This is a genomic window from Bacillus sp. P4_E1 (genome assembly GCF_056401715.1).
On sequence record NZ_JBFUIV010000013.1, the window covers coordinates 26,168 to 47,656 of the forward strand.

The following is a 21,489-nucleotide window of genomic DNA, read 5'->3' on the forward strand; positions in this document are numbered from 1 at the left end:
AGTTACACTCTGCTACCTGTCTGCCATAGTTCCTTCACCTTTTCAGAAAGAATCGGTGTATCGTCTACAATTATTTTGCTAATTGATGATTTTTGTAATGGTGTTTGTATTTGTTCAATTGGAAGAATTGTTCCAACAATAATTAAGACAAACAGAATGATATACACTTCTAAAAAGCCAAGAAGTGCCCCAGCAACCGCATTGACTTGCTTTAAAACTGGGATTTCTGCAAACATATTCAGTAAATTACCAAGTAGTGAAAGTGCGATTTTTGTAATAATAAATAATACAATAAACGCAATTGCTTGATAGAAGACACCCTCAATATTATTCGCATCTATCCATTCTGGAACAGATACATTCTTATCGAATGGATACGGAATAAATTTCGCAAGCGTTGGCGCTAAATCTTTACAGTACCAGTATGCAACGAGGTATGCGATAATAAAGCTTGTTAACTTTACAAGTTGCAAAATAAATCCTCTGCGTAAACCGAGGAAAAATCCCATAACAAGCAATAAAATGATAATAATATCAATCATGTTTATTCCATTCCTTTTTGTGTCATACTTTCTTTCAACTTCTCATGTTCTTCTTTTAATTTTATGTAATCGTGTATGACGTTTACCGCCGTCAATACCGCTAGTCTACTCGTATCAAGCGAAGGATTCTTGGCATTGAGTTCGCGCATTTTATCATCCACAATCGCTGCTACCATGCGGATATGACTTGTACTTTCATCGCCAACAACTGAATACTGTTGGCCATATATTTCTACATTAATTCGACTTTTATTTCCCTTTTGTTGTGACAACTCACCGGCCTCCAATCACGTACAGAATCCTAAAGTTTATCATACCATGAACCATCATAATATGGAAACAGAAAGAACAATCCGATATGATAAAAATAACAACATAAAAAAGGAGCGACCATTTTGTCAAATTCTATCGTAATACAAACAAGTTCTACAGTAATTGAAGACATGAAACAACAATACAAACAAGCACTTAGCCCCAAAATTCCGCAAGGCGGTATCTTTATGGCAAAGGTTCCATCTTGCACAATTACAGCTTATAAATCAGGAAAAGTAATGTTTCAAGGTGGACGTGCTGAAGCAGAGGCTTCTCGTTGGCAAACTGTCTCTCAAACACCAAAATCCGCTGTAAAAAAATCGGTCAATTCGCATCAATATGCACCACCTTCTTCTATTGGTACAATGTCGATTTTAGGGTCCGATGAAGTAGGTACTGGAGATTTCTTTGGACCGATGACAGTTGTTGCTGTATATGTGGATGCGAAGCAAATTCCACTTTTAAAAGAACTCGGTGTAAAAGACTCCAAAAACTTAAATGATGCTCAAATTGCTGAGATTGCAAAACAACTCCTTCACGTTGTTCCTTACAGCTCCCTCGTTCTTCATAATGAAAAATATAACGAGCTATTTGATAAAGGAAACAACCAAGGTAAACTAAAAGCTTTACTACATAACAAAGCCATCACAAACTTATTGGCTAAAATTGCACCTACAACACCTGAGGGTATCTTAATCGACCAATTTACACAGCCTGATACATACTATAAATATTTATCGAAACAAAAACAGGTACAGCGTGAAAATGTTTACTTCGCTACAAAAGGTGAAAGTGTCCATTTAGCAGTAGCCGCCGCTTCCATTTTAGCTCGTTACTCATTCGTAAAACAATTTGACGAACTAAGCAAAAAAGCTGGTATGCAACTTCCGAAAGGTGCTGGTAAACAAGTTGATATTGCCGCTGCTAAATTAATTCAAAAAGTCGGTAAAGAAAGACTACCTGAATTTGTGAAAGTGCATTTTGCTAATACAGAGAAGGCGTTTCGCTTATTAAAAAAATAACTACTTTTTAGTATCGACAGGATATGAATGAACTAAACAAGGCGAAAAGAATTGAATTCTTTTCGCCTTTTATGGATGAAAAATGGATAAATAGAATCTCACACGTTCCTATTTTTGTCGCACTTCTTCGTTATATCGATATATATTTAAATTTAGGACGATATATATTCACTATTCACCTAAAAAAAGAGAGTCTCCATGACTCCCTTTTTATGTTTAACTTCGTTTCTGCTTCTTATTTGATGAAGGTACTTTATAAGAACCCGTTTCATGCGTAGTCGTTCCTTGTCCTTCCACTTCCGGAGAACCTAAGCTTGATCTAGAATGGTCTGTTTTCACTTTCTTACTCATTACAATCACCCCCAAGATTACTTTTCACTTAAGAGTAAAAAACTATTCAGCATAACCATCTGAACATATACTGGCTACTCTTTTATCCTCCTGTCTGTTTTTCACTAATGTCCCATAGACGTTTTGCGGCATCCTTATCCAAGGCAGCTTCAGACATTTTTCCTATTTGCTTATCGGCATAGTAATAACCACTATGATCAGTAAATCCAGTTGATTCTGCTAGCCATATTAGAGTTTCAGCACCTTCCTCGGGTGTACGAGAGAAAGGTTTCATTGCTGCCATAGTTAAGCGAGCAACCAGACCATTGTCCTGGTTAAAATTCGTATCCACTAGCCCTGGATCAAAGCTATAGGCACTAACACTCGTTCCCTCCAACCGCTGTGCCAATTCAGAGGTGAATAAAATGTTAGCCAGTTTTGTTTGCGCATAACGCATTGTGGGACCGCCCATGAACTTCTTAACACCGCGATAAAGTTGTTCTGCATCTAGATCACCGAAGTCAATTCCCTTTTTAGCCATTTTGTGACCGTGAGATGCAGTGGTAATGACACGAGCAGGAGCACTTTCTTTTAAACGCTCCAACAACAAATTAGTGAGTAAGAATGGACCTAAATGGTTTACCGCCCAGGTCATCTCCAAACCGTCCTTCGTAAGCTGCCTTGTTTGAAATAAAGCACCAGCATTATTCACTAATATATCTATTCTCGGACACCTTTCTAAAATATCAGTAGCTACCCGGCGTATAGATTGTTGGGAAGCCATATCAGCTAAAAATATATCTACCACTGCATTCCCATTCGTTACATTTTTAATTTGAGTCATAACATCATTCGCTTTTGCTTCGTTACGTGCAATGATTCCTAGTTTGGCACCGCGTTCTGCAAATACCTTAGCTGCCGCTAATCCAATACCACTTGTTGCACCAGTGATCACTATATACTTGTCACGCAATGTCCACTTTGTATGACTTGGAATTTCTCCCATTGTACAAAAACCCCTTCCCTATAAATGTCGCATTCGTTTTACTTATATATGAAGTGGGAAGGGAACTATGAACAACATCTTTTCCAATCGTGAAATACTTTATAAAATTCGGCTTGTAGTTACACCCTTTCCAATAAAAAAAGCGAGAGGAAATCCTCTCGCTTTTTTATATCTTAAAACTCAGAAGAACCTGGAGTTCTTGGGAATGGAATTACGTCACGGATGTTAGCCATGCCAGTAATGTACATTAGGAAGCGCTCGAAACCTAGACCGAATCCAGCGTGTTTTGTACCGCCGTATTTTCTAAGTTCTAAGTACCACCAGTAGTCCTCTTCGTTCATACCTAATTCTTTAATTCTGTCTACTAAAACGTCCATTCTTTCTTCACGTTGACTTCCGCCGATTAATTCGCCGATGCCAGGAACTAGAAGGTCAGTAGCTGCTACTGTTTTACCATCTTCGTTCATACGCATGTAGAATGCTTTAATGTCTTTCGGATAGTCAGTTACGAATACAGGGCGTTTGAAGATTTCTTCTGATAAGTATCTTTCGTGCTCTGTTTGTAAGTCAATACCCCATTCTACTGGGTATTTGAATTCAGCACCTGATTCTTGAAGTACTTTAATTGCTTCTGTATAAGTGATGCGACCGAAGTCAGAGTTGATTACGTTGTTCATGCGCTCTAGAACTGTTTTATCAACGAAGCTGTTGAAGAAGTCCATTTCTTCTGGTGCATGCTCTAGTACGTATTTCATTGCATATTTCAGCATATCTTCTGTAAGATCCATTACATCGCCTAACTCAGCGAATGCAATCTCAGGCTCAACCATCCAGAACTCAGCTGCGTGGCGAGTTGTGTTTGAGTTTTCTGCACGGAATGTAGGACCGAATGTGTACACATCACGGAATGCTAACGCATAAGCTTCAGCATTAAGCTGTCCACTTACTGTTAAGTTTGTTTCTTTACCGAAGAAGTCTTTTGATTCGTCAACTTGTCCGTCTTCACCTTTAGGTACGTTGTTTAAATCTTGCGTTGTTACGCGGAACATTTCGCCTGCACCTTCTGTATCACTACCAGTGATGATTGGTGTGTGAACATGTACGAATCCACGCTCTTGGAAGAACTGGTGAATCGCAAATGCTGCGATAGAACGCACACGGAACGTTGCAGAGAATGCATTTGTTCTTGGACGTAAGTGAGCGATTGTACGTAAATATTCAAACGTATGACGCTTCTTTTGAAGTGGGTAATCAGAGTCTGATAAGCCCTCGATATCAATTTTTTCTGCTTTAATTTCAAATGGTTGCTTCGCTCCAGGCGTTGCAATTACTTTACCTTCTACTTTAACTGAAGAGCTTAGTGGAAGCTTTGCAATTTCTTTGAAGTTCTCTAATTCTGTATCGAAAACGATTTGAACACCTTTGAAGAAGCTACCGTCGTTTAATTCGATGAAACCAAATGCTTTTGAATCACGTAAGTTACGAATCCAACCCGATACTTGTACTGTTTGATCTGCGTATTTATCTGTATCTCTATACAGACTTTTTACTAATGTGTTTTCCATAGTAAAATTCTCCTTTACTCATATATTTAAATACAAAAAAACCTTTCATCCATAAAGGGACGAAAGGTTAAACTTCGCGGTACCACCCAATTTGTCATAAAGACCAACTTTAACTCGTATGTAATACATACTTCCCGGTTTGTAACAGGCCGGATTCCCGTCTAAGTCTACTCTTGAATACAAGTTTCAATTTCGGTTAGCAACTCCAAGGTGTTCTTCACATATACCGCCTCATCAGGCTCTCACCGTCCCTGACTCGCTTTGGATTATAGTATATACTACTTTTCCTTATCATCGTCTTTCGTTTTGTTAAACTAAAATTAATGTACTACATTCGAGAGAAAGATGCAAGATGCCAGAAAATATATCAGCGATTTTCGCAATATATCGACCGTAACTCCAAATATATCAGCGATTTTTATAATATATCGATCATAACTCCAAATATATCGGCGATTTTTATAATATATCGACTTACCGACATTTTCCGACAATCGTGCCATAAAAAAAATTGCCGGACTTAATCCGGCAATTTTTTATTACTTACGTAACTCCGCACCAAATTTCTCTTCTACCGCTGTTAATACACGGTTATGTGCTTCTGTTACTTCTTCGTCTGTTAATGTACGTTCTGCATCGAAGTAGTTCATAGAGAATGCAAGTGATTTCCTGCCTTCTTCCATTTTTTCACCTTCGTATAAGTCGAATAGTGCTACGTCTTTCAGAAGTTCTCCGCCAGCTTCAGCAATGACTTGCTTCATTTCACCAGCTTTTGTTTCTGTTGTTACTACAACAGCCATATCACGTGTCATAGATGGGAAACGTGGAATTGCTGAGTAGTAAGTTCCCTCAGCGTCTGCACCGAATACTTTTGCAAGAGATAATTCGAATACGAATGTATTTTTCACATCTAATTGTTTTTCTGTTTCCGGGTGCAATTGACCGATGAATCCGATTGCTTCACCATCTAATACGATGTCAGCAGTACGGCCTGGGTGCATACCTTCACGTTTTGCTGGTGCATAAGTGATTTGATTTGCCACGCCAAGTACGTCGAATAATCCTTCTAATACACCTTTAACAACGAAGAAGTCTACAACTTTCTTCTCACCTTGCCATGCATGGTGAAGAGCAAGACCTGTCATAACACCTGCAAGATGTTGTTCTTCTTTCGGAAGTTCTCCTGCTTCTGTTGGTAAGAAGATAGAACCTACTTCATATAATGCAACGCTGTCGTTTTTACGTGCAACATTGTATGAAACTGCTTCTAACAATTGTGGCACTAAGCTTAAACGAAGTTGGCTACGCTCTTCGCTCATTGGAAGCGCAAGATTGACAGGAGCTTTTTCGTTCGGCTCAACCATATATTGTTTCGCTTTGTCAGCGCTTGTTAATGAATATGTGATTGCTTCATATAAACCAGCACCTTCTAGGAAGCGGCGTACTTTACGACGTTTCGTTTGTGCTGATGTTAATTTACCACGTGTCATTGTTCCAGATGGTAATGTAACTGGAATGTGATCATAACCATACAGACGACCTACTTCTTCTACTAAGTCTTCTGAAATTGTAATGTCAGGACGACGTGCTGGTACATTTACATGGAATGTTCCTTCTACTTCTGTGAATGGGAATTTTAAGTTTGTGAACATTGTACCCATTTCACTCGCAGAAATATCTGTACCTAATACACGATTTACTTTTTCAGCTGTAACAGATACTGTACGTTCTTGTACTTGTAAGTTATCAGCTTCTACTACACCTTCAAGTGCTTCTCCACCAGCGTATTTTGCCATTAAAGCAGCTGCATGTTGAATTGCTTCAAATGTACGTGTTGGGTCGATTCCTTTTTCAAAACGTGCACTTGATTCGCTACGAAGACCTAAGTCTTTTGATGTACGACGCACTGTTTGACCTGCAAAGTATGCAGACTCAATTAGAACGTTTACTGTCTCGCTATCAACTTCAGAATCCGCTCCGCCCATTACACCAGCAACAGCTAACGCTTTTGTGCCGTTTGTAATTACAAGATGGTGGCTTTGTAACGTACGTTCTTGAGCATCTAATGTTTGAATCTTTTCGCCTTCTTTTGCAAGACGAACAACGATTTCTTTTGAACCTAATTTATCGTAATCGAATGCATGTAACGGTTGACCGTATTCCATTAAAATGTAGTTTGTAATATCAACTACATTACTAATTGGACGAATGCCAGCTGCCATAAGACGAGTTTGCATCCACATTGGTGATGGACCAATCTTTACGTTCTTCACCATTTTTGCAATATATAATGGGTTTTCTTCTTTCGCTTCTACACTTACAGAAATGTAATCAGAAGTTTTTTCTGCTGTTTCTTGTAAGTCGATAGCTGGAAGTTTTACTTCACGGCCGTAAATAGCAGCTACTTCATATGCAACACCTAACATGTTTAAGCAATCTGCACGGTTTGGTGTTAAACCAAGCTCAAGTACTTCATCATTTAAATTTAAAATTTCAAGTGCATCTGCACCAACTTCAGCATCACTTGGGAAGATGAAGATACCGTCTGCATATTCTTTCGCAACGAATTTCCCATCGATACCAAGCTCTTGAAGAGCACAAACCATACCGTGAGAAGCTTCCCCGCGTAGTTTTGCTTTTTTAATTTTGAAGTTACCAGGAAGTACAGCGCCAACTTTTGCAACTGGTACTTTTAAACCTTTTGCAATGTTAGCAGCTCCACAAATAATTTGAACCGGTTCTTCTTCACCGATATCGATTAAGCATTTGCTTAATTTATCAGCTTCTGGGTGTTTTTCACATTCTAATACGTGACCAACTACAACACCTTTTACACCTTTATTTAATACTTCAACACCTTCTACTTCAATACCACTTTTCGTGATTTTGTCTGCTAGTTCTTGTGCTGTTACATCTTTAATATCTACATACTCTTGTAACCAACGATATGATACGAACATATTTATCCTCTCCTTCCCTTACGCTCGTTTGAACTGCTGTAAGAAACGTACATCATTTGTATAGAAATGACGAATGTCATCTACGCCGTATTTCAACATTGCGATACGCTCTGCGCCCATACCGAATGCGAAACCTTGATATTCTTTTGAATCATAACCAGCCATTTCAAGTACGTTCGGGTGAACCATACCTGCTCCTAAAATTTCGATCCAGCCAGTCCCTTTACAAGTGCCACAACCTTTACCGTGACACATCATACAAGAAATATCCATCTCTACAGACGGCTCTGTGAATGGGAAAAAACTTGGACGAAGACGGATTTCACGATCTTCACCGAACATCTTTTTCACGAATACTTGCAGTGTACCTTTTAAGTCACTCATGCGAATATTTTTATCAATTACAAGACCTTCAATTTGCATGAATTGGTGTGAATGCGTTGCATCATCGTCATCGCGGCGATACACTTTACCAGGACAAATAATTTTAATCGGTCCTTTTTCTTTATTCTTTTCCATCGTACGTGCTTGCACAGAAGATGTATGTGTACGTAGTAACGTTTCTTCTGTAATGTAGAATGTATCTTGCATATCACGCGCTGGGTGATCTTTCGGTAAGTTTAATGCTTCGAAGTTGTAGTAGTCTTTTTCTACTTCTGTGCCTTCAGCTACTTCATAACCCATACCGATGAATACATCTTCAATTTGTTCAACAACTGCTGTTAACGGATGGTGACAACCTGTTTCAACAGGACGACCTGGCAGTGTAACATCAATTGTTTCAGTAGCTAATTTCGCCTCAATTACTGCTTTTTCTAAGTTACCAATTTTGTCTTCTAGACGCGTTTGAATCGCTTCACGTACTTCATTTACTAATGCTCCCATACGTGGACGCTCTTCTGCTGATAATTTTCCCATGCCGCGTAATACTTCTGTAATTGGACCTTTTTTCCCTAAATACGCTACGCGTACGTCGTTTAAGCCCTTTAGCTCTTTCGCTTCTTCAATAAGCTCTAACGCTTTTTGCTTTAGCTCTTTTAAACGTGCTTCCATTTGGAACCCTCCTAATTTTAAAAATAAAAAAACCCCGCTCCCAAAAAGGGACGAGGTAAATTCGCGGTACCACCCTAAATTGACAGAACAAGTCTGCCCACTCATTAGTTATAACGATCAATTCTGACCGGAACGCCTTTACATATAAATGGTCCTGGCGCCAACTCCAGAGGTGAATTCACTTCCATCTACCATAAGAATGCTTTCAGTCTACGGCACTCTCTCCCTATATGGCGATTTTGTAAGCTACTCTTCTCTATCAACGTTTTTCATTAATATACTTTTATTATATGTTCAAAAAAGTTCGATACTCATTTCACCACTTTTTTATGAACATGCACTTCAACTTATTATAAGAAGTTTTTTATCGATTCGCAACTGGGCTTTGTAAATAATACGTTAAAATCCCTGCTGCAACCGCAACATTTAATGATTCTGCCCCGCCGTAAATCGGAATATACAAGTTTTGATCACTTTTCGCAAGAATTTCTTGGCGTACGCCGCTTCCTTCATTCCCTACAATTAATGCAAAACTTCCAGCCGGGGTTACTTCAGCAAATGGAACTCCATTTTCAAGAGCTGTTCCATATACAGGGACGTTATTTTCTTTTAACTTGTCTACCCATTCTTCTAAGTTCCCTTTTACAACCGGTAAGTGGAAAATAGAACCTTGTGTAGATCGTAGTACTTTACTATTATAAACATCAACGCACCCTTCTCCAAGCACAACGGCATGAATACCAGCTGCATCCGCTGTACGAATAATCGTTCCCAAATTACCTGGGTCTTGAAGGCCGTCTAATAAAAGAAATTTCCCATCAGTAAGAGCTACTTCTTTCTCATGTTTCTCACAAACAGCAAATACACCTTGCGTTGTTTCTGTTTCGCGAAGTACTTTTACAATTGCTTCAGGCACAATATACATTTCAACATCATTAACTGTCCAATCTTTCGGAAGATCTGTCTGATCTGAAACGATAAGTTCTGTTACAACTCCTGCCTTTAACGCTTCCTCTACTAAATGGAATCCTTCTACAAAAAATAAAGCTTTGTTATCGCGCTCTTTTTTCGTCTGCAGCTTTTTCCACTGCTTCACACGCGGGTTTTGTACTGAATCAATGTTTTTCATAATATGTATTTCCCTCTCTTCTTGTCTTATCATTATAGCCTATTTTTCATACATATTTACATAAAAAAGAACAAAAACTAACGTCAGTTTCAATTCTGAAGAAGAGGTGAAGATAATGAGTTTTAATTTACGCGGCGCGGTATTAGCGAATGTATCTGGAAATTCACAAGATCAATTACAAGAAACGATTGTCGATGCAATTCAAAGCGGTGAAGAAAAAATGCTTCCAGGTCTTGGCGTTTTATTCGAAGTCATTTGGAAAAATGCTGATGAAAATGAAAAACACGAAATGTTAGGAACACTGGAGCAAGGATTAAAAAAATAAGCAATAAAAGGTCACCTTAGAAAAAAAACTAAGGTGACCTTTTATGTCTATAAAATTTTTCTTCTCCTAAACATTTCTACTTTACTAACGCTACCCCGATGGAGTACAATGTTCAAAATACATTTAAACCGATCGATTTTTCTTCATGTACATCATTAGATAAAAGGAGTGAATGTTTTATGCAACGTATTACGCTTGAACAAGTTTTTAAACATCACATTACACAAAAATATGTAAACCGTTCTGGAATGGTCCACGCGATTGCTGTCGCTTACCATGCGTTTCACTTAGCCAAAAAGCATCACGCCTCAGTCGATGCTGCGACAAAGGCTGGCTTCCTTCATGATATCGGACATCATACGTGGTACACAGGCGGCGAATGGGACTATGACTTGTATAAAAAGAATGATATACATGCGATTAAAGGGGCAGAAAGATCTCATAAATTGCTTATTAGATTAGGAGAACATCCTAAACTAGCAAAAGAAATTTCTATTGCGATTCTTCTTCATACAGATTCTTTCTTAGTACAGCAAGAAATTGAAAGAACATCTCTTCAAAACATTATTAAATGGGCAGACGAAGCAGATGAAGAACCGGGCGGAGCGCACCATTATAGAACGATTTCTTACGAAAAAGCATTGAAAGCTATTCAGCAATTAGACCGATTGGTAGAGCGTGAATTACAAATAGAGCAAAAGAAATTGAATGACAAGGCAGAACATAGTTATCAATGAGAAAGAGGCATCACTATAGGGTGATACCTCTTTTATTATTTTGCGAAAAATACACCTTTGTATGTAATATTTAAATGTTACACCCAAAAGCAAAATACTTTATAATTAAATATACAAATATAGAGAGGTGATTTTACAAATGCAACCCGCTACACAACTTTCTAATGAACAGAAATACTCTATGTCATGGGGACAATTTATTAGCTCCGTTTTATTCGCTTTTTTCGGAACCGGACTTATTACTGTGTTCCTCGCAATGCCCTTAACAATTTATACAGCCGGTCTTACAGATAAAAAACAAATTGCCCTGTATGAATCTATTGCAAATACTGCAAGTATCATATTACAACTAGCCGTGTTGTTATTCTTCATTTTCAAATTCGAACCCGCAAAAAAATTACTACTAAAATCTTTTAACTTTAAAGTACTTAAAGAATGGCGTACATACGTATACTTACTTCTTTTCTTCGCTATAAACATTATACTCAATTACATCTTGTTAAATTATGTGTTCCAAGACGCAACGAAGCAGCAATCTTCCGCACTAAACTTAGACGTTTTTAAGCAGTATCAAATATTATTACTTCTCGGCTTCGCTATACTCACACCAATTTTTGAAGAGCTTATTTTCCGTGGTTTTATACTTCGCTTCTTCTCAGAACGCTTTCCATTTTGGATTGCAGCCATCATAACAAGCTTCTTCTTCGGTATCGCTCATACATACTCACTTGGAGTAATGGTAATTACTTTCTTCATGGGATTATTAATGGCTATTTTATGTAAAAAAACAAAATCCATTATTCCAGCTATGTTATTTCATATTATGAATAATATGTTAGCATTCTTGAGTTAGAAAGAGGTGTCATCACGATACCTCTTTCTACTCTTTTATCACAACTTCAAACTCTTCTTCCGTTAACACTTTTCGATAATTCGTTTTCTTTTCTCCCTCTTCACCAGAAGTTAGGACAGGTGTCAGTACAATTTTCGTTACACTGTCCTCTAGCTTTTCAAAACGCCAATAACTATTTTCCGCTAATGTATGACCTGAAACTGGTTTTAACTCTTTCCCATCTTGATCTTTTGCAGTAAATGTCACATCTAACTTTGTTCCGTTCATCATTTTATAATTTAACTTCGTAGATACAGGAGACACTTTCAAATCTTCCACTTCTATTTTTTGACCATTTTCCAATTTAAAATGTTTATGGATTGGGATTGTTTTCGTTTCAGCTTTTAATTTGTCTCCAGATGCCTTAAAGGAAAAGCCCCATTCTCCTTTTATTGAGGTTTTATCTTTTAACGGCATAAGTCTTCTATATATAATTTGTATATCTAGTTCCCCATCCAATTCCATTGGCTTCATTTGTGAATCTTTCAAATTTGTAGTAGTAAAAAATGTGTATGTATAATCGTTTACTTTTTGATCCCCCCCACCACCACTACCATTTAACTCTTTTCCGTTTATATAAATATTCGGGTGCGGTAAAAAAATACCTCCTAGATTAACACTGCTAGATTTAAACGTACTATTAACAATAATCTGTCCCTCATCTATCATCACTTCATCTAACCTTACTTCTACACCGTTATCATAAACCGTTTGTCCTATTGTCGTTTTATATTCTTTTAAAGGTTCTCCTCTACTGTTTACGTAGTCTTCCATTTTACTTCCGATTAACGGTATATCTGCAATCATCCTTCTCATATCTACAGTCATCATCATGATAAATAATGCCGCAGCCGATGTTACAATAGCCATATTACGTTTCGTATGACCTTTGTTCTTTCTTATCTTTTTGCTAATTCGCTTTTGTATTTTCTTTTTCTCTATATGAGTTAAGTTAACTTCTTTATATTCATTTTCATCAATTTTTATATCATTTAACATTTCATACGGATCTTTCATTTCCTTCACCCCTTTTCTTATTTACTTCATTCGATTATGTAAAAATAATGCCCTTAGCTTCTTCCGTCCTCTCGATAGACGATTGTATATAAAAGAAGTTTTCACTCCCATTTTCTCTGCAATATTTTCTACACTATCTTCTTCCACGTAATGCTTCATAAAGATTTCTTTATCGTTCTTCTTTAAATGATCTAATATATGTTCCATATCATTACTAATTTCATTTTTAGTCGTATCGGTATGCATCGCTATTTCACCTATTTGATCTAACCCTTTTTCATTTACTGTTTTCGCATATTTCCTCGCATAGTCGATAGATTTATATTTTGTAATAGCTGCAATCCAATTTTTTAAAGTATTTTTCTCCTCATCATACTTTTCAATATGATTCCAAATCGCTAATAACACATCATCCATACATTCCTCTTGCACATCTTGAAAAGAGGCTAAATGCTTCTGAATAATACTTTTTATAAGTCCGCCGTACCGGTCGATAATAAAATATAATGCTTTTTCGTTCCTTTTCCGTAGTTGCATTGCAACGTTCTCTTCTGTAATTTTCATATGTCCCCTCCTCTCTAACGTTCTCTACATCTATTAATTCGTATCGTTGCTTCTCATTTCTATCAATTTATACATATTTATTAATAATATCCAAAATAAACCTCATGTAGTAAAATATAACTTAATTCACTTGAAGGAGTTTACATATGTTCAGTATTATTTGGATACTTTTTACGCCACTTCTCTTACTATGCGGGATTGCTGGTGGTATTTTTTTAATGGTAACAGGAATTAAATATCGGAAATTACTTGTTATCTTAATGGGGATTATTTGCTTTTCATTCGTTATAATGCCTTTTATTTTTTTGAACAAAGGGATCAATGGAGAGACCGTTCTCCACATTCCACCTGTCCTATATTGGATACTTTTCTCTCTAGCTGGTTTATTAGCAGGATTGAATGGGGTACGTTCAAAAATTAAGAGTATACGCAACATGGGATTCATTATTTTCTCAATAGGACTGTTTGCAGCTATTTGCTATCAACTCATGTCCATGCCTGATTCATCTTTTATTCGTTAAGGGGTTATTACATATGGAATCTACCAACTTATTTATTTGGCTTATCTTAGCCCCTATTTTGTTATTATGTGAAGGCATCGTTGGCATTTTTTTAATTGCTGCCGGAATGAAATATCGAAAATCATTTATCGTTATAGCTGGTTTAATTAGCATATCGCTTATCGTTGTTCCTATCATTTGTATAGGTTTTGGAATAGATTTAGAGGGGATGGTTCCAATTTCAGGAACTTTATATTGGTGTTTCTTCTCTTTAGCTGGACTATTAGCTATTATAAGTGGAAGACAAATATCCAGCATTCGTGCTATGGGAACAATTTTGTTTATAACAGGGCTGTGCTCCGTAGCTGGTTATCATTTTTTATATCTAACTCTTTAAAAGACAAAAAAGCAGGGAAATTAATTCCCTGCTTTTCTATTTGGTTTATTGCCTGATGGTAAGAAGAACGATAACACCCAAGCAATACCTGCGAGTATTGTTGCAATTAAGAAGGCATCGTTAATACCGTTAATTGCAGATAGCTTTGAAATTTGTCCGAATAATAGTTGTGTACTCATCGCATCTCCTGCTTGAGCTGATCCGGCTAATGCCGCTAAGCTTTGGCCCATACCGTGTACTTTATCAACTAAAATCGGGTTTGACGTTGTTAACATATTGCCGTAATCCGCTACGTGAGCAGTAGTTTGTTGCGTCATAAGCGTGATTAATATCGCTGTTCCAATTGAACCAGCTACTTGTCTTGACGTATTTTGCGTTGCTGTACCGTGAGAAATTAATTTCATCGGCAGTGCATTCATACCAGCTGTCATAATTGGCATCATAATGAATGACATACCAATTGAGCGTATAATATAATCCGTCATAATAACGCTATACGGTGTATCCATCGATAACGTTGTAAATTTATATGTCGCAAATGTTGTAATGGCTAATCCGACAATTGCTAACGGACGAATACCATACTTATCAAATAGTTTACCTGCAACTGGTCCCATGATCCCCATAATTAATGATCCTGGAAGTAATAATAAACCAGATTCCATCGGTGTAAAACCGCGAATGTTTTGCAAGTATACTGGAAGTAATAACATACCTCCGAATAAGGCCATCGTTACAATCGCGTTAATTACTAATGTGAAAGTGAACGTCGGATATTTAAACACTTGTAAATCAAGCATTTTATTGTCTGTTGTTAACTCTCTCCAAATAAATACAGCTAAACCAATGACACCGATGATAAGTGTTATAACAACTTCTGCACTAGTCCAGCCATTATTTCCAGCTTCACTAAATCCGTACAGTAAGCTACCTAGTCCAATACTTGAACTAATAACACCGAATACATCTAACTTTGTTTTGGACACTGGCTGAGCTAGTGTAAAGAATTTAAAAGATAAGAACGTAATAATTAAACCGATAACAAACATCCCATAGAACATTAAGTTCCAGCTATAGTTTTCAATTACCCAACCTGTTACAGTTGGTCCGATAGCTGGTGCTAAAATCATCGCTACCCCAAGTAACCCCATAGCTGCTCCGCGTTTATTAGGCGGGAATAATGTCATGAAGATATTCATACCAACTGGCATTAAAATACCTGCACCAACCGCTTGAACAACACGGCCTGTCATCATCATTGTAAAGTTTCCTGATGTAGCACAAATGATAGATCCTACAGTGAAGAATAACATTGCTGCTATGAATAATTTACGATACGTAAATCGTGAAACTAAAAATGCACTGATTGGTACTAAAATCCCGTTTACAAGCATGAAGCCTGTAATTAACCATTGTGCTGTTGAAGTTGATACGTTAAATTCATTCATTAATGGAGGCAGTGCAACATTAATGATCGTTTGGTTTAAAATAGAAACGAACATACCGAGAATTAATACAGCTACAACTGCCTTTACATTCACATTCTCTACCGGCAATTGTCTCTTCAGCATTTCTTTTTCCTGTTTTACTTGCTCTTGCTTCCCTGTTTCTAATTCCACTACGTTAGAAGCTTCTGTTTCTTGTTTTTGTTCAAGTTCTTTCTCTACTGTTTCTGCTTGACTTACTTCTATCTTACTTACGGCTGGGACTTGTTCTTCTCCCACATTCGTTTTTTTCTTTCGTAAAAGACGATTTACAAGGAAGAAGACGATTATACAAAATAGTGCATATCCTACAATTGCAATTGAGGACATCTCATCTCCCCCTTACTTATGAATACGAACTGACACATTCATTCCAGGAACAATATTTACTGATTTACTATGATCTAAAGAAACTTTAACTGGTACAACTTGCTTTACTTTCGTATAGTTCGCTGTTGCGTTACTTGATGGTAACATCGAGAATGTATTCGCTGTTGTTAATCCAACTTGTTCTACTTTTCCCGTTAACGTTGTATCTGGGTATGCGTCTACATACACATCTACTGTTTGGCCTTTTTGAACATCATCAATATTTGTTTCTTCAATATTTGCTGTTACCCATAAATTGCTCATATCAAATGCATAAGCAATTGGGCTACCTGCCCCAACGAACGCATTAGTTGTTGCATTTGATTGTACAACTGTTGCATTTTGCGGAATTGTTACATCTACTGTTTGCTCACCATTTGCTCCTGCTACAGTAACCGCACCTAATTTATCGTTCTCATTGTAATTTTTTCCGACTTCAGCTTTCCAGTCTGTTAATTTACCTGCTACTGGTGATGCAATTGGGATTACTTTCCCGTCAATCTTTGCATTTTCTGTTTTTAAATAGTTTTCCGCTTGATTGTAATAGTAATAACCGCCAATACCGCCGCCAACTAATACAATTAATGTGATAATGTTGATAATTACCATTCTTCGAAACTGATTCATTGCATTCCTCTCCTTATATCGCATATAATTTTTTTCTAAACTATTTATATCCTTAGTGTTTATATTGTTTAATTGTTAATTATATTAACCTTTAAACAAAAAAAGCACACCTTTTACGACGCAAACTATGTTTTGTCTGCATCCTAGCGGTGCTGATTTCTAAAGGACTATCGTTTATAATTATAAATAATTATCCCGAATCTACAACCAACAATTTAAACCTATATGTTGTTTAAACAACATTACACTATACATGTGTTGTTTAAGGTTAAAAAATTAAACGAGGTGAAGTAAAAATGTCTATTAAAAATACAAATGATCCACGTGTAAAACGAACGAGACAACTCATACAGGATGCTTTTGTCGCTTTAGTAGGCGAAAAGGGCTTCGAAAATGTAACTGTGCAACATATCGCGGAACGCGCTCCTGTAAATCGTGCTACATTTTATAGCCATTACCATGATAAATATGATTTATTAGAAAAAAGCATAGAAGAAATGTTAGAAAAACTAGCTGCAGTAATTAAACCACAAAATCGAAATAAAGAAGATTTTCAGCTCACTTTTGATTCACCGCATCCAACTTTTTTAGCTTTGTTTGAGCATATCGCAGACAATACTAATTTCTATAACGTTATGCTCGGCGATAAGGCAGCTGGAAACTATTCTTATAAAATGATGAAAACAATTCAAACACATTTAACATTAAGCCTATCTATTTCCCAGCCAGATGATGAAGACCTTATGGTCCCTCGTGATATTCTTATTAGTTATGTTACAGGCGCTCATATCGGAATGATTATGTCATGGTTAAAAAGAGGCATGATTTATACCCCACATTTCATGGCAATGCAATTAACTCGCTTAATTATTTTAGGAGCTCATACTGCAGCAGGATTAGAAAGACCGTTTTAAAAATGAAAAAAGCGAAGGAGGTTATCCTTCGCTTTTTTCTATTAATTAAATGTAATGTTATGTACAGCCTCTTTATCAAGACGTTTAATAACTTCTACAATTAACTTCACTGCGTTTTCATAATCATCACGATGTAACATCGCTGCATGAGAATGAATGTAGCGTGTCGCAATCGTAATTGCCATAGATGGGATACCATTTACAGAAATGTGAATTGCTCCTGCGTCCGTTCCCCCGCCCGCTACAGAATCATACTGATATGGAATTTGTAATTCATCCGCAACATCAACAACGAAATCACGTAAACCTGTATGACCAATAACAGAAGCATCATATAGAATGATCTGCGGACCATCACCCATTTTACTTTGTGCTTCTTTTGCCGTTACACCTGGTGTATCACCAGCAATACCTACATCTACTGCGAATGCGATATCTGGCTTAATATAGTTTGCAGATGTTTTCGCACCACGAAGACCAACTTCTTCTTGTACAGTCCCAACGCCGTATACAACGTTTGGATGCTTTTCATCTTTTAATTGTTTTAATACGTCAATTGCAATTGCACAACCAATTCGGTTATCCCATGCTTTTGCAAGTAACATCTTTTCATTCTTCATCACTTGGAATTCGAAGTACGGTACAACTTGATCTCCTGGTCGGATGCCCCACTCCATCGCTTCTTCTTGGCTAGAAGCACCAATATCGATGAACATGTCTTTAATTTCAACTGGCTTTTTACGAGCTTCTGGAGGTAAAATGTGCGGTGGTTTTGAACCAATTACACCTGTTACATCTCCTTTACGCGTTACAATCGTTACGCGCTGTGCAAGCATAACCTGCGACCACCAGCCACCCACCGTTTGGAAACGAAGGAAGCCTTTGTCATCAATTTGCGTAATCATAAATCCGACTTCATCTAAATGACCTGCAACCATAATTTTCGGGCCGTTTTCTTCCCCAACTTTTTTCGCAACTAAACTTCCTAAATTGTCAGTAGAAAGTTCATCTGCAAACGGCTCAATATATTTCTTCATTACTTCACGTGGTTCGCGCTCGTTACCCGCAATACCGCGTGCGTCTGTTAATTCTTTTAGCATTGTCAATGTCTCGTCTAATTTTATCATTGCCAACACCCTCCTTTTTCTTCAGTCACTTTATTATACAAAAGGAAATTGAAATATTCAAAAATTAAATTAGTATCCTTGTGTTTGACGCTGATGATTTACTTCATTTTTATCTAAATATGCTTTTTCAATTTCATCTTGTTCAAATTCAAGCGCTTGTCCAAGGCGAAGATAGCTTGTAAATAGTTCAATATAGTTCGTAATAGAAGGTTGATCTGTAAAACGAATTACTTTCGCATATGTGTCTAAGAAAATTTCCACTTGTGTTTTATTCGTTTGCGCACATTTATAGAATAAGAAGTTTTTATCAATTCCTAAATCGATTCCGATTGATAAAATAAAATGTAAACCATCTACGTATTCTTCTAATATTACTTCACGTTCTGAAGCTGGTTTATTGCTCCAATATTTAAAACAACGTGTTTCATTTGCAAGTTCTCCAATTTCTACAAGAAGAGCTAACATTTTTTCTTTTAACAATTTTTTCGGTTGTAAGTCATGTTCTTTCACAATACGGTCATCTAATTCTTTTTGTAATTTAAATAGTTGTAGTAAGTCCATTCTATTGTCCTCCTCCAACATCGCATTTTCCGCAACAATGTTGTTTCATCTCAAAGTTCATTATTATTTTTCGTTTCTTATTAACAAGTCAGCTACCTACATCTTTATAAAGATAGCTTGTCCTTAATTTGCAAATACGTTTCAATCATCACTCATATATTGTTCACTTGATGAAAGCTCCATATCATCTTTCCATTATAGCAGTGTCGTTTCTGCTAGGAAAGATGCACTTCTCACGAATGAGTTCAAATAAAGTGAAACTTTAATAAGTGGGGGGTTTTGTTCATCCCTACTTATTATTAGCCTTCACCAATCGAGCTTTTACGGGCAGTTGATCTCCCACCTAACTTCTTTGCTCCAGCTGAATTTTGAGGTGGGAGTTTTACTGCCCGCAAATAGAGGGATAAAAAAAGTCAGGAGGATTCTCCTGACTTTATATATTCTTTTATATCGCTATGGCTTTTATATTGATTTTGTCATATCGATAACGACACATCCGTTAATCTTTCCTACTTTCATGTAAAAGTCTCCTCGTTATCGTTACAAAAATTCTTACAAGCACATCTTAATATACTTGAGCAAGAAATAACGATAATAAGTGGAGGATTTTACAATAAATGCAACTAAAAAAACCTTAGAAGAAAATCTTCTAAGGTTTTAAACAATTAGTTAATGTTGTTTTTTGCAACTGTTGCTAATTCAGCGAAAGCTTTTTCGTCATGAACAGCTAAGTCAGCAAGCATCTTGCGGTTAACTTCGATGCCAGCATTTTTTAAACCGTGCATTAAGCGGCTGTAAGAAAGACCATTCATACGAGCTGCTGCGTTGATACGTGTAATCCATAATTTACGGAAGTCACGTTTCTTTTGACGACGGTCACGGAATGCATACATTAGAGATTTCATAACCTGTTGGTTAGCAACCTTAAATAATGTACTCTTAGAACCGTAGTAACCTTTTGCTAATTTTATAACTTTTTTACGACGTTGACGAGTAACTGTACCACCTTTTACTCTTGGCATAATATTACCTCCTAGTTTGTTCTATATATCAGCCGAACTTATTTTAAGTTGTCAAGCATTTGACGAATGCGTTTGAAGTCACCAGCGCTAACTACACCAGCTTTACGTAGTTTACGTTTAGCTTTTGTAGATTTGTTAGCGAATAAATGGCTTGTGTAAGCGTGAGAACGCTTCAGTTTACCAGATCCAGTCTTTTTGAAACGCTTTGCAGCGCCGCGATGAGTTTTTTGTTTAGGCATAGGTATTTCCTCCTCTATCTATTACTTATCGTTTTTCGGTGCTAAAACTAAGAACATACTACGTCCTTCCATTTTAGGCTTAGATTCAATTGTACTAACTTCAGCACAAGCTTCTGAGAAGCGATCTAAAACACGTTGACCGATTTCTTTATGAGTAATGGCACGTCCTTTAAAGCGAATTGACGCTTTAACCTTGTCGCCTTTCTCTAAAAACTTGACAGCATTACGAAGTTTTGTGTTAAAGTCATGTTCATCAATTGTTGGACTTAAACGAACTTCTTTCATGCTAATTACTTTTTGATTTTTGCGCTGTTCTTTTTCTTTCTTCTGTTGCTCAAAGCGGAATTTACCGTAGTCCATAATGCGGCATACTGGTGGTTTCGCATTTGGAGCAACCAATACTAAATCAAGATTAAGACCTGCAGCTAAGTCTAAAGCGTCATTACGAGACTTGATTCCAAGTTGATCGCCGTTTGCGCCAACTAAGCGTACTTCACGTGCACGAATTTGCTCGTTAATCATCATATCCTTGCTAATAGTAAGCCACCTCCAAGGTTTTCTTAGAATACGTTTTGCAATTGTAGAACCCGAACAAAAAAAGTGCGGGCACACGGCACCCACACTTGTAATATCTTTAGTAAGAAATACATTTACCTGCTAACTGCGAATGCGTCCATCAGGTGAGAAGCGGGTGCTTCTACTTGTCAAAACCATATTCTATTATCCTTGATGAGTTTATCATAGGACATGACGTCTGTCAAGAAGACGCGATGTGTTTTACTAACAACAAGAAAT

The 21,489-nt window shown here is 37.0% G+C and carries 24 protein-coding genes and 3 other annotated features; of the genes, 7 read left to right on the forward strand and 17 right to left on the reverse strand.

The genetic code is table 11. From position 1 onward, the window contains the following. Window positions 1-2 precede the first annotated feature (2 nt). Entirely contained in the window at window positions 3-542 is a 540-nt protein-coding gene (locus AC1DS7_RS18485) for a CvpA family protein (protein ID WP_002034246.1), read from the reverse strand. 2 nt (window positions 543-544) lie between these two features. Next, window positions 545-814 carry a cell division protein ZapA gene (gene zapA, locus AC1DS7_RS18490; RefSeq protein ID WP_002088902.1) on the reverse strand — a complete coding sequence of 90 codons (270 nt, stop codon included), beginning with the start codon at window positions 812-814 and terminating at the stop codon, window positions 545-547. Between the two features lie 123 nt (window positions 815-937). Here zapA and rnhC point away from each other — a divergent pair, with 123 nt between their 5' ends. Beyond that, complete coding sequence (rnhC, locus tag AC1DS7_RS18495; RefSeq protein WP_016102981.1) at window positions 938-1,876, forward strand: ribonuclease HIII; 939 nt, start codon at window positions 938-940, stop codon at window positions 1,874-1,876. Window positions 1,877-2,092: 216 nt separating this feature from the next. On the opposite strand, the gene AC1DS7_RS18500 is transcribed toward rnhC, so the two are convergent. From AC1DS7_RS18500 to AC1DS7_RS18525, 6 genes are all read right to left on the reverse strand, one after another. After that, window positions 2,093-2,227 (reverse strand): YuzL family protein, encoded by a 135-nt coding sequence (locus tag AC1DS7_RS18500; protein WP_002112167.1) that lies wholly within the window; start codon window positions 2,225-2,227, stop codon window positions 2,093-2,095. An 82-nt stretch (window positions 2,228-2,309) separates the two neighbouring features. Beyond that, window positions 2,310-3,212, reverse strand: coding sequence for an SDR family oxidoreductase (locus tag AC1DS7_RS18505; RefSeq protein ID WP_215588529.1), 903 nt, complete (start codon window positions 3,210-3,212; stop codon window positions 2,310-2,312). 173 nt (window positions 3,213-3,385) lie between these two features. Beyond that, window positions 3,386-4,777: an asparagine--tRNA ligase gene (gene asnS, locus AC1DS7_RS18510; RefSeq protein ID WP_002034242.1), complete on the reverse strand. Its 1,392-nt coding sequence runs from the start codon at window positions 4,775-4,777 to the stop codon at window positions 3,386-3,388. Window positions 4,778-4,829: 52 nt separating this feature from the next. After that, window positions 4,830-5,081: a binding site (T-box leader), on the reverse strand. A 235-nt stretch (window positions 5,082-5,316) separates the two neighbouring features. Further along, complete coding sequence (gene pheT / locus AC1DS7_RS18515) at window positions 5,317-7,737, reverse strand: phenylalanine--tRNA ligase subunit beta (RefSeq protein WP_159147142.1); 2,421 nt, start codon at window positions 7,735-7,737, stop codon at window positions 5,317-5,319. An 18-nt stretch (window positions 7,738-7,755) separates the two neighbouring features. Further along, window positions 7,756-8,790: a phenylalanine--tRNA ligase subunit alpha gene (pheS, locus tag AC1DS7_RS18520; RefSeq protein WP_002015457.1), complete on the reverse strand. Its 1,035-nt coding sequence runs from the start codon at window positions 8,788-8,790 to the stop codon at window positions 7,756-7,758. A gap of 43 nt (window positions 8,791-8,833) precedes the next feature. Further along, window positions 8,834-9,062: a binding site (T-box leader), on the reverse strand. Window positions 9,063-9,154: 92 nt separating this feature from the next. Beyond that, on the reverse strand, window positions 9,155-9,952 hold the full coding sequence (locus tag AC1DS7_RS18525) for a TrmH family RNA methyltransferase (RefSeq protein ID WP_002034240.1): 798 nt from the start codon (window positions 9,950-9,952) through the stop codon (window positions 9,155-9,157). A gap of 82 nt (window positions 9,953-10,034) precedes the next feature. Here AC1DS7_RS18525 and sspI point away from each other — a divergent pair, with 82 nt between their 5' ends. The 3 genes from sspI to AC1DS7_RS18540 all read left to right on the forward strand — a co-directional run bounded on the left by sspI (window position 10,035) and on the right by AC1DS7_RS18540 (window position 11,834). Continuing rightward, window positions 10,035-10,244, forward strand: a complete 210-nt coding sequence (gene sspI, locus AC1DS7_RS18530; protein ID WP_000009511.1) for a small acid-soluble spore protein SspI — start codon at window positions 10,035-10,037, stop codon at window positions 10,242-10,244. 179 nt (window positions 10,245-10,423) lie between these two features. Next, complete coding sequence (locus AC1DS7_RS18535) at window positions 10,424-10,981, forward strand: HD domain-containing protein (protein WP_002143328.1); 558 nt, start codon at window positions 10,424-10,426, stop codon at window positions 10,979-10,981. 139 nt (window positions 10,982-11,120) lie between these two features. Further along, entirely contained in the window at window positions 11,121-11,834 is a 714-nt protein-coding gene (locus AC1DS7_RS18540; RefSeq protein ID WP_002129340.1) for a CPBP family intramembrane glutamic endopeptidase, read from the forward strand. A 27-nt stretch (window positions 11,835-11,861) separates the two neighbouring features. Here the strand turns inward: AC1DS7_RS18540 and AC1DS7_RS18545 are convergent, their stop codons facing one another. Next, on the reverse strand, window positions 11,862-12,890 hold the full coding sequence (locus AC1DS7_RS18545; protein ID WP_159147144.1) for a DUF4179 domain-containing protein: 1,029 nt from the start codon (window positions 12,888-12,890) through the stop codon (window positions 11,862-11,864). A gap of 21 nt (window positions 12,891-12,911) precedes the next feature. Beyond that, the gene (locus tag AC1DS7_RS18550; RefSeq protein ID WP_159147146.1) at window positions 12,912-13,454 is read right to left on the reverse strand and encodes a sigma-70 family RNA polymerase sigma factor; all 543 of its coding nucleotides are present in this window, start codon (window positions 13,452-13,454) and stop codon (window positions 12,912-12,914) included. A 146-nt stretch (window positions 13,455-13,600) separates the two neighbouring features. On the opposite strand from AC1DS7_RS18550, the gene AC1DS7_RS18555 reads away from it, so the two are divergent. Both AC1DS7_RS18555 and AC1DS7_RS18560 read left to right on the forward strand, forming a co-directional pair. Next, the gene (locus tag AC1DS7_RS18555; RefSeq protein WP_002034233.1) at window positions 13,601-13,975 is read left to right on the forward strand and encodes a hypothetical protein; all 375 of its coding nucleotides are present in this window, start codon (window positions 13,601-13,603) and stop codon (window positions 13,973-13,975) included. 13 nt (window positions 13,976-13,988) lie between these two features. Beyond that, complete coding sequence (locus tag AC1DS7_RS18560) at window positions 13,989-14,351, forward strand: hypothetical protein (RefSeq protein ID WP_002129343.1); 363 nt, start codon at window positions 13,989-13,991, stop codon at window positions 14,349-14,351. Between the two features lie 20 nt (window positions 14,352-14,371). Here AC1DS7_RS18560 and AC1DS7_RS18565 read toward each other — a convergent pair whose 3' ends face one another. Together AC1DS7_RS18565 and AC1DS7_RS18570 are read right to left on the reverse strand one after the other, a co-directional pair. After that, entirely contained in the window at window positions 14,372-16,165 is a 1,794-nt protein-coding gene (locus AC1DS7_RS18565; RefSeq protein WP_002143335.1) for a DHA2 family efflux MFS transporter permease subunit, read from the reverse strand. 12 nt (window positions 16,166-16,177) lie between these two features. Then, window positions 16,178-16,831, reverse strand: coding sequence for an HlyD family secretion protein (locus AC1DS7_RS18570; RefSeq protein WP_002190842.1), 654 nt, complete (start codon window positions 16,829-16,831; stop codon window positions 16,178-16,180). Window positions 16,832-17,127: 296 nt separating this feature from the next. Here AC1DS7_RS18570 and AC1DS7_RS18575 point away from each other — a divergent pair, with 296 nt between their 5' ends. Further along, window positions 17,128-17,745, forward strand: a complete 618-nt coding sequence (locus AC1DS7_RS18575; protein ID WP_002015467.1) for a TetR/AcrR family transcriptional regulator — start codon at window positions 17,128-17,130, stop codon at window positions 17,743-17,745. A 41-nt stretch (window positions 17,746-17,786) separates the two neighbouring features. On the opposite strand, the gene AC1DS7_RS18580 is transcribed toward AC1DS7_RS18575, so the two are convergent. The 5 genes from AC1DS7_RS18580 to infC all read right to left on the reverse strand — a co-directional run bounded on the left by AC1DS7_RS18580 (window position 17,787) and on the right by infC (window position 21,219). Beyond that, the gene (locus AC1DS7_RS18580; protein WP_002088917.1) at window positions 17,787-18,872 is read right to left on the reverse strand and encodes a M42 family metallopeptidase; all 1,086 of its coding nucleotides are present in this window, start codon (window positions 18,870-18,872) and stop codon (window positions 17,787-17,789) included. Window positions 18,873-18,941: 69 nt separating this feature from the next. After that, window positions 18,942-19,433, reverse strand: coding sequence for a dUTP diphosphatase (locus tag AC1DS7_RS18585; RefSeq protein WP_002015469.1), 492 nt, complete (start codon window positions 19,431-19,433; stop codon window positions 18,942-18,944). A gap of 665 nt (window positions 19,434-20,098) precedes the next feature. After that, entirely contained in the window at window positions 20,099-20,455 is a 357-nt protein-coding gene (rplT, locus tag AC1DS7_RS18590) for a 50S ribosomal protein L20 (RefSeq protein ID WP_001138364.1), read from the reverse strand. Window positions 20,456-20,493: 38 nt separating this feature from the next. Next, window positions 20,494-20,694, reverse strand: a complete 201-nt coding sequence (gene rpmI / locus AC1DS7_RS18595) for a 50S ribosomal protein L35 (protein ID WP_001125945.1) — start codon at window positions 20,692-20,694, stop codon at window positions 20,494-20,496. 21 nt (window positions 20,695-20,715) lie between these two features. Beyond that, a complete protein-coding gene (gene infC / locus AC1DS7_RS18600) occupies window positions 20,716-21,219 on the reverse strand; it encodes a translation initiation factor IF-3 (RefSeq protein WP_002015470.1) in 504 nt (167 codons plus the stop codon). A 63-nt stretch (window positions 21,220-21,282) separates the two neighbouring features. Beyond that, window positions 21,283-21,403: a sequence feature (ribosomal protein L20 leader region), on the reverse strand. Window positions 21,404-21,489: the final 86 nt, after the last annotated feature.